The 8,144-nt window shown below is 42.1% G+C and carries 6 protein-coding genes; all 6 read left to right on the forward strand.

Features of this window, described 5'->3' with window-relative positions; genetic code table 11:
* Positions 1-33 precede the first annotated feature (33 nt).
* The gene (prpC, locus tag ACGF5R_RS06630) at positions 34-1,200 is read left to right on the forward strand and encodes a 2-methylcitrate synthase (protein ID WP_112876705.1); all 1,167 of its coding nucleotides are present in this window, start codon (positions 34-36) and stop codon (positions 1,198-1,200) included.
* Positions 1,201-1,255: 55 nt separating this feature from the next.
* Positions 1,256-2,707 carry a bifunctional 2-methylcitrate dehydratase/aconitate hydratase gene (locus tag ACGF5R_RS06635; RefSeq protein WP_387690197.1) on the forward strand — a complete coding sequence of 484 codons (1,452 nt, stop codon included), beginning with the start codon at positions 1,256-1,258 and terminating at the stop codon, positions 2,705-2,707.
* Positions 2,708-2,779: 72 nt separating this feature from the next.
* The gene (locus ACGF5R_RS06640; RefSeq protein WP_262980179.1) at positions 2,780-4,678 is read left to right on the forward strand and encodes a propionate--CoA ligase; all 1,899 of its coding nucleotides are present in this window, start codon (positions 2,780-2,782) and stop codon (positions 4,676-4,678) included.
* Positions 4,679-5,485: 807 nt separating this feature from the next.
* The gene (gene ectB / locus ACGF5R_RS06645) at positions 5,486-6,796 is read left to right on the forward strand and encodes a diaminobutyrate--2-oxoglutarate transaminase (protein WP_192880989.1); all 1,311 of its coding nucleotides are present in this window, start codon (positions 5,486-5,488) and stop codon (positions 6,794-6,796) included.
* 16 nt (positions 6,797-6,812) lie between these two features.
* Positions 6,813-7,661, forward strand: coding sequence for a cupin-like domain-containing protein (locus ACGF5R_RS06650; protein ID WP_112876703.1), 849 nt, complete (start codon positions 6,813-6,815; stop codon positions 7,659-7,661).
* An 18-nt stretch (positions 7,662-7,679) separates the two neighbouring features.
* Positions 7,680-8,135: a GNAT family N-acetyltransferase gene (locus ACGF5R_RS06655; RefSeq protein ID WP_112876702.1), complete on the forward strand. Its 456-nt coding sequence runs from the start codon at positions 7,680-7,682 to the stop codon at positions 8,133-8,135.
* Positions 8,136-8,144 lie beyond the last annotated feature (9 nt).

The following is an 8,144-nucleotide window of genomic DNA, read 5'->3' on the forward strand; positions in this document are numbered from 1 at the left end:
TTATATGGCATAAAAACAGTAGAGGTGATACCCATGAGCGAACAGAACACGATGACTGAGTTAACCACTTTCAAGCCTAAAAAATCGGTAGCCCTTTCTGGCATCAGTGCGGGTAACACGGCACTTTGTACAGTTGGGAAAACCGGTAATGATCTGCACTACCGTGGTTACGATATTCTTGATCTTGCAACCCAGTGTGAATTTGAAGAAGTTGCGTACCTACTGATCCATGAAAAATTGCCTTCCCGTGCTGAACTAGCTGCCTATAAAACGAAATTAACCGCACTGCGAGGTCTGCCGGGTAGCGTAAAGGCTGCACTGGAAACATTACCCGCAGCCGCCCATCCGATGGATGTTATGCGTACCGGCGTCTCCGTTCTGGGTTGTACATTGCCTGAGAAAGATGATCACAACCTCGCGGGGGCGCGTGATATTGCTGACAGATTACTGGCCTCTCTTAGCTCCATGTTGCTCTATTGGTATCACTATAGCCACAATGGACGCCGCATTGAGGTAGAAACTGATGATGAGTCGATAGGCGGACATTTTCTGCACCTCCTGCATGGTAAAAAGCCCTGTGAATCGTGGGAAAAAGCTATGCATACCTCCCTAATCCTGTATGCCGAACATGAATTTAATGCTTCGACATTTACCAGTCGTGTTATTGCAGGAACTGGCACAGATATCTACTCCGCCATCGTTGGAGCGATTGGTGCGTTGAGAGGACCAAAACATGGTGGAGCAAACGAAGTCTCTTTTGAAATTCAACAGCGCTATGAGAATCCTGATGAGGCTGAGAGTGATATTCTGGCGCGTTTGGCGAGAAAAGAGGTCATTATCGGCTTTGGTCATCCGGTTTACACTATTTCCGATCCCCGTAACAAAGTAATTAAAGATGTGGCTCTACAACTTTCTAAAGAGGCAGGAACCACCAAAATGTTTGATATCGCGGATCGATTAGAAGCGGTGATGTGGGCCACCAAAAACATGTTCCCGAATCTTGATTGGTTCTCAGCGGTTTCCTATCACATGATGGGAGTGCCAACGGCGATGTTTACACCACTGTTTGTGATTGCCCGTACAGCGGGATGGGCTGCTCATATCATTGAACAGCGTATTGATAACAAAATTATTCGTCCTTCAGCCAACTATACCGGGCCAGAAAATCGAGTATTTACGCCAATAGGTAAACGTGGGTAACGCTATTTTTGATGCAGAGATTCCTGCATGGGTGTTTTTTTAACAAGGAATTATTATGTCTACCTCTGTTGCAAGCAATCATCCTGAATATGATCAGGTCATTGTGGATATTGTGGATTATGTTATGGAATACGCCATCACATCATCCGTTGCCTATGAAACGGCTTATTACTGCTTTCTGGATACGCTGGGTTGTGGGTTAGAGGCACTGGAATACCCGGCCTGTAAGAAATTACTAGGGCCGATTGTGCCGGGGACAGTGGTGCCCAATGGCGTGCGGGTACCGGGAACCCAGTTTCAACTCGATCCCGTACAGGCGGCATTTAACATTGGTACGATGATCCGGTGGTTAGATTTCAATGACACATGGCTTGCTGCTGAATGGGGGCATCCATCCGATAACCTCGGTGGCATCTTGGCAGTGGCTGACTGGCTATCAAGAAATGCCGTTGCTGGTGGGAAAAAGCCGCTCACGATCAAAGATGTTTTGACGGGTATGGTTAAAGCACATGAAATACAGGGATGTCTTGCACTGGAGAATGCATTCAATAAAGTCGGTTTAGATCACGTCGTGCTGGTAAAAGTGGCTTCGACCGCTGTTGTTGCTGAAATGTTGGGGTTGAATCGAGAAGAGATCCTGAGTGCGGTATCATTGGCTTGGGTTGATGGTCAATCGCTGCGAACTTACCGCCATGCTCCCAATACCGGCTCACGTAAATCTTGGGCTGCCGGTGATGCAACATCCCGCGCGGTTCGCTTGGCCCTGATGGCGCAAAAGGGTGAAATGGGATATCCCTCGGTATTAACCGCAAAAACGTGGGGATTCTATGATGTCTTGTTCAATGGTCAGCCTTTCAAATTCCAGCGTGCCTATGGCTCTTATGTGATGGAAAACGTGCTGTTCAAAATCGCTTTCCCGGCAGAATTTCATGCGCAAACTGCGGTGGAAGCGGCAATGAGCCTGCATCAACAACTGAAAGACGCCGGTAAGACTATCAATGACATTACAAAAATCACTATTCGTACCCATGAAGCTTGTATACGGATTATCGATAAGCAAGGCCCGTTAAACAATCCCGCGGACAGAGACCACTGTATTCAGTACATGATTGCGATTCCTTTGATCTTTGGTCGTCTTACTGCGGCGGATTATGAAGATAGCGTTGCGGCAGATCCTCGCATTGATGCACTGCGGGAAAAAGTAGTGTGTGTTGAAGATCTTGATTTTACCCATGATTATCATGATCCGGAAAAACGCTCTATTGCTAACGCATTAACTGTTACGTTTACAGATGGCAGCCAGCTCGATGAAGTTAAAGTTGAATTCCCCATCGGCCATGCTCGTCGCCGTAAGGAAGGCATTCCATTATTGCTGAAAAAATTTAGAACCAACCTGGCACGTCAGTTCCCTGAAACGCAACAGAGGAGAATCCTGTCTGTTTCCCTTGACCGTTCGTTGCTAGAAAACATGCCGGTAAACGAATACCTCGACTTATACGTTATCTGAATTTCCAATACTATCGGCGGCCGCTCTCCCAAAGTGCCGCTCTATCATCTACGGCAGCACATAGGAGAGATTATGTCATTCAACGCTTTTTATCAGCAGTCCATTGATGATCCCAACGCTTTCTGGGCTGAGCAGGCGCAACGTATTTTCTGGCAACATCCTTTTGAGCAAGTGTTGGACTATAGCAATCCTCCTTTTGCTGGTTGGTTTTGCGGGGGAAAAACCAACCTATGCTACAACGCGTTGGATCGCTGGCTGGAAAGCCAGCCTGATGCTAAGGCGCTCATCACCATCTCAACAGAAACTCATAGTGAGAAAGTATTTACTTTCAGGGAATTACATCAGGAAGTGAATCGAGCGGCTGCCATGATGCTCTCTCTGGGCGTTAAAAAAGGCGACAGAGTTTTGGTTTATATGCCGATGATTGCTGAAGCGTTGTTTGTTTTGCTCGCTTGTGCCCGTATTGGTGCCGTTCACTCTGTTGTCTTTGGTGGTTTTGCTTCTCAGAGCCTTGCCACACGGTTGGATAATGCTGAACCGGTGTTGGTGGTATCTGCTGATGGGGGATCGCGTGGTGGCAAAGTCATTCCTTACAAGCCATTGTTGGATGAAGCTATCGAACTGGCGAACCACAAACCCCGTCATGTGTTGATGGTTAACCGCGGGCTGGCGGAAATGGTTTGGATGCCGGGCAGAGATGTTGATTTCGCTACATTGCGGCAAGAACACTTTGATGCTGATGTGCCAGTGACCTGGCTTGAATCAAATGAAACCTCCTGTGTGCTCTATACTTCCGGTACAACGGGCACCCCAAAGGGCGTGCAGCGTGATGTTGGCGGTTATGCCGTTGCCTTGGCAACATCTATGGATATCATTTTTGGTGGTAAAGCGGGAGAGGTATTTTTTAGCACCTCAGATATTGGTTGGATCGTCGGGCATTCTTATATTGTTTATGCTCCTTTAATTGCAGGAATGGCGACGATTATGTATGAGGGGCTGCCGATACGGCCAGATGCGGGCATTTGGTGGAAAATAGTGGAGAAATATCAAGTAACACGGATGTTTTCTGCACCTACAGCTATACGTGTACTGAAAAAATATCCAATTGAATGTATTGGTAAATACGATATTTCATCACTTAAGACATTGTATTTGGCGGGAGAACCGCTAGATGAGCATACTGCCCGCTGGATTTCTGAGGCTATCAACGTCCCTGTTATTGATAATTACTGGCAGACTGAAACAGGTTGGCCGATTATGGCTATCGCTCGTGCCTTGGATGACAGGCCGAGTCGATTTGGCAGTCCAGGCTTTCCGATGTATGGCTTTCATGTCAAGCTCATTAATGAACTGACTGGCAAAGCGTGTGGTGATAACGAAAAAGGTATGCTCGTTATTGAAGGACCTTTACCTCCGGGTTGTATTCAAACTATCTATGGTGATGATACACGTTTTATCAATACCTATTGGCGATACTTTGAGCATGCTGTTTATTCCACATTCGATTGGGGTATCCGTGATAGCGACGGCTATTATTTTATTTTGGGGCGTTCGGATGATGTGATTAATGTTGCTGGGCACCGTCTGGGAACGCGGGAGATAGAAGAGTGTATTGCCAGCCATGAAGATGTTGCCGAAGTAGCTGTGATTGGCATTAAGGATGCTATCAAAGGGCAAGTCGCGGTAGCCTTTGCTGTTCTCAAAGATGGAAAGGAGATCCAGAATGCCGAGCATTTTGCTATTTTGGAAAAGGTTTTGATGGATTTGGTAAATAAACAAATTGGTAGCGTAGGCCGCCCGGCACGAGTCTATTTTGTCTCTCAGCTTCCCAAAACACGTTCAGGAAAAATGTTGCGTCGAACCATGCAGGCAATCTGTGAAGGGCGTGAACCCGGTGATCTTGCCCTAATTGAAAATCCTACTGCACTGGATGTCATTCGAGAAGCTGTTTCAGTAAATAGCTTGTCATGATATTGCGGCACTTTTATTTTTCCTTGTTGATTTTCTAAAGAGGAAAGTGGCATTTGAATATCTGATGATTTCGTTTGTTGAGCACAACTATAACTCTTGTAATTAACTCCGAGGGTTTCTTTCTAATATATTCGTTTTTTTTTGATTAGTGTTTGGCTTTTATTAGTGTTTTGTTTGTGTTAATGTTCAGCCTATGTTAATGTTCCCTTTGTACTTTAAATATAAAAAATTATTTCAAGATGTGTTTTACTTTTGCCTTCGCATAAGTTGGCTGGCTATTATTTTCCAACATATATCGAAGTAGAGAATTAAGTAGCACGAAGCTAATTGGCTATAATTTGAATGGGGTTATAACCGCGGTAGATTTAAAAATGGCATTATGGAATAAAAAAGATATTAGAAATATGCGGAGTTCTATGTTTGCAAAACCATTATGTGAATACAAGTCTATCCATACCTATTATAAAAGGCAACAATTATAGATAGCAATTACAGGAAATAATTACAGGCAACAATTACAGATAGCAGAGATGGCTATTTTTTAGAAAAATAGATTAGGGAATAAAATAGTGATATGATGAAATGCGCTTCAAACCTGTATTTATCGGTAGAGGATTTAGGGCTGTATGTATGGTCGAAAAATAGGAAAATATCCGATTACTTTGATAGGTTTTAAGCTAAAGATTATAATGAGAAAGTTACAACAGAAATAACTTTTTTAGTTATTATTTTATGATTGTCTCAATATAAACAGATTACTCCGACTTAAATCAATTTGGCTTTTATCTGAATTACTGTGGAGTTATTATGGAAATAGAAGAAATATTTAATAATTATGAGTCTAAAGCTCGTTCATATTGCCGTAGATTTCCCGTAGTATTTAGAAGTGGTATAGGTTCTACCTTAATTGATATAGATGGTAACAGTTACATTGATTTTTTATGTGGCGCTGGCGCACTGAACTATGGACATAATAATACAATCATAAAACAACAAATTTTTAAGTATATTCAAGATGATGGTATTATTATGGGGCTTGATTTGTACTCGGAAGCAAAAATGGAGTTTATATCGACATTTGTTGATAAAATTTTGCAACCAAGACAGCTTGAATATCGTTTACAATTTACCAGCCCTACGGGTACGAGCGTCATTGAATCTGCGGTAAAATTAGCAAGAAAGTATACAAAAAGAGAAAATATTGTTTGTTTTACCAACGCCTTTCACGGTATGACAGGGGTGTCGCTCAGTTTAACAGGTAGTCAACATCATCGCCAACCTGGGTTATATTCTCAGATTACGCGCTTACCATTTGATGGTTATATCGATGGAGAATTTAATTATATAGGATATTTTAGAAAGCTACTTACCGATTCTAGTTCAGGGGTTGATCTTCCCGCAGCGGTAATTCTTGAGACTGTACAAGGAGAAGGCGGATTAAATGTTGCTTCTGTTGAATGGTTGAGAGCGTTGAGAGAATTGACCGAAGAGTTCAACATTCTACTAATCGTTGATGACATTCAATCTGGCTGTGGTCGTACCGGAACATTCTTTAGTTTTGAGCGCGCAAATATTAAACCTGATCTCGTTTGTCTTTCTAAATCTATTGGCGGTATTGGGCTGCCTATGTCTTTACTGCTTATTTCTCCCGATATCGATGTGTGGAAACCGGCAGAAGACAACGGCACATTTCGAGGTAATAACTTAGCATTTGTTGCTTCAAAAGCGATGTTAAATGAATATTGGGGCGACAGTTCTTTTCAGAAAATAATTCAGTATAAGGCTGAATTAATTCGAACGCACTTGAACGCTTTAGCTAAAGAGTATCATGAACTTGTACTGCGAGTTAAAGGGATTGGATTCATGCAAGGTATAGAAATGATTGATTCCTCATTAACACAGTATTTGGTGAAGCATTGTTTTGAAAATGGTTTGATTGTGGAGTTGTGCGGCCCCAATGATGAAGTGTTGAAATTGATGCCTGCTTTGACTATTGATGAAGAGACACTTGTAAAAGGATTGAAGATTATAGAACAGGCTCTCGCCAGTTTAAAAGCGAGGAACAGTGATAACGTCGAAAGTAAAGTTCAAAGGTTACCGGTTAGCAGCAATTATTAGCTAGGAGTGTAGAATTATGAGCCGTGTAGTAGAACTTACTAAGTTTAATCAGCTTGAATTTCATCAGACACTTGCTCGGGGATACGTAATTGTTTACCGAGGATTATTGCAAGACTGGCTTGCGATAAGACAATGGGATGCTAAATACTTTCAAGATAAATGTCCTCAAATTGACGTTGTGATCAAATTTTTTGATGCAAATGGCGTGCGTTCTGAGCAAACCAAAATGTATCGTTATTTAGAAATTCTGAATGCATATAAAAAAGGGGAGATGGGTAACGATATTCCCTATTGTCATGACATTCCTATCTTTTTACAAGCTCAGCAGTTACTTGATGATGTTGGTGATTTTCCTCTAACTATTTTGCCAGAGCTTTATCGCAATGAATGGTGGAAATTTGTTCAATTTTTTATGTCTCCAGCTGGCGCTATAACGCCACTGCATTTTGATACATTAAGAACGAACAATCTATTTTTTCAGATAAAGGGAAGTAAAAGATTCTCTTTTATTCCTTGGGAAAAAAGAGATGCCTGTTCTCGTCGAGGGTGGCGCTGGTTTGAGTATAATCCTGAAATTCAGCATGTGGGTGAGATAAACAAATCCACGATTGAGGTGCATCAAGGCGATATATTAATCATGCCAGCGGGTATGCTTCATCATGTAAGAACGTTGACTGATAGCATTTCTTTTAATATCGATTTTCATACTCGATCTTCGGCCCTTGTCAGTTTTAAGAGCATTAAAGAAAAAATGCCGAGTGAAAATTTGTATTACAATTGGCTAAGTTTATGTGGACTTTTGGGATTAATGAAGCGCGAAAATTTTTTCGAGAAGTACCGTCCGTATCTTAATTATATTTCTTAGAAAGCGAGTAGGTTAATTATGAAAGTATCTTTGATTGATGTCGATAAAGACAACTATGAGGATGTAATGTCTCTTGAAGTTGAACCTGGACAGGAAGTTTTCGTCGCACCAAATTCAGAGTCAATTGTCGAATCACATTTTAATGAATATTGCAGAGCAAGAGTGATCTGCTACGACGAGGAGGTGGTGGGTTTTGCAATGTATGAACGCTGCGTTAATGAAGGCAAACCCAACGAATATAATCTGTATCGAATGATGATTGATAAGTCTTACCAAAACCAAGGTATTGGCGGAGCGGCGATGCAGTTATTACTGGATGAAATGAAACAGCAGCCTGATTGTCACAGGATTACTGTCTGTTATGACGAAACTAGCGAACGCCATAAATCATTTTATCAACGTTTTGGTTTTGTGGAAGTGGGCTATTATGATGAATATGAGGAAATGCTGGCTGAAATTATTGTTAGGAGATGACTTTAATGA

This window comes from Photorhabdus sp. RM71S, assembly GCF_042879355.1.
GTDB lineage: Bacteria > Pseudomonadota > Gammaproteobacteria > Enterobacterales > Enterobacteriaceae > Photorhabdus > Photorhabdus kayaii.